This is a genomic window from Psychrobacter sp. 16-MNA-CIBAN-0192 (genome assembly GCF_040309565.1).
In the GTDB taxonomy this organism is placed as follows: Bacteria; Pseudomonadota; Gammaproteobacteria; order Pseudomonadales; family Moraxellaceae; genus Psychrobacter.
On sequence record NZ_JBEOOX010000150.1, the window covers coordinates 1 to 281 of the forward strand.

General features: G+C 41.6%; 1 protein-coding gene. It reads right to left on the reverse strand.

Annotated elements, in window-relative coordinates:
* Positions 1–76 precede the first annotated feature (76 nt).
* The coding region (locus AAEY78_RS12710) for a paraquat-inducible protein A (protein ID WP_352339688.1) at positions 77–281 on the reverse strand (205 nt) is incomplete at its 5' end.

Sequence of the window (281 nt, forward strand, 5' to 3'; positions counted from 1 at the left end):
GATTTAAGCCTTTTTTACGTTAACGTCGAATTTCAATGTCGCCAGCTCACAAATCTAGTAGCCTCGGTTGTCTATATTAGCGAGCGGTATTCTGCGACTTTTGCATTTGTGTCATGTCGACCATCATCTGGCTGGCGATTGAAAAAATACAGTAACCTAAAAAATAATAGAAACCGATTTCAAACTGAGATTGAGTCTTAAGCATGTCGCCCATTCCAGCTGACGCATTACCTGCCATGTAAGTCACAATAATTGCGACCACAAACACATCGGCCATAGAC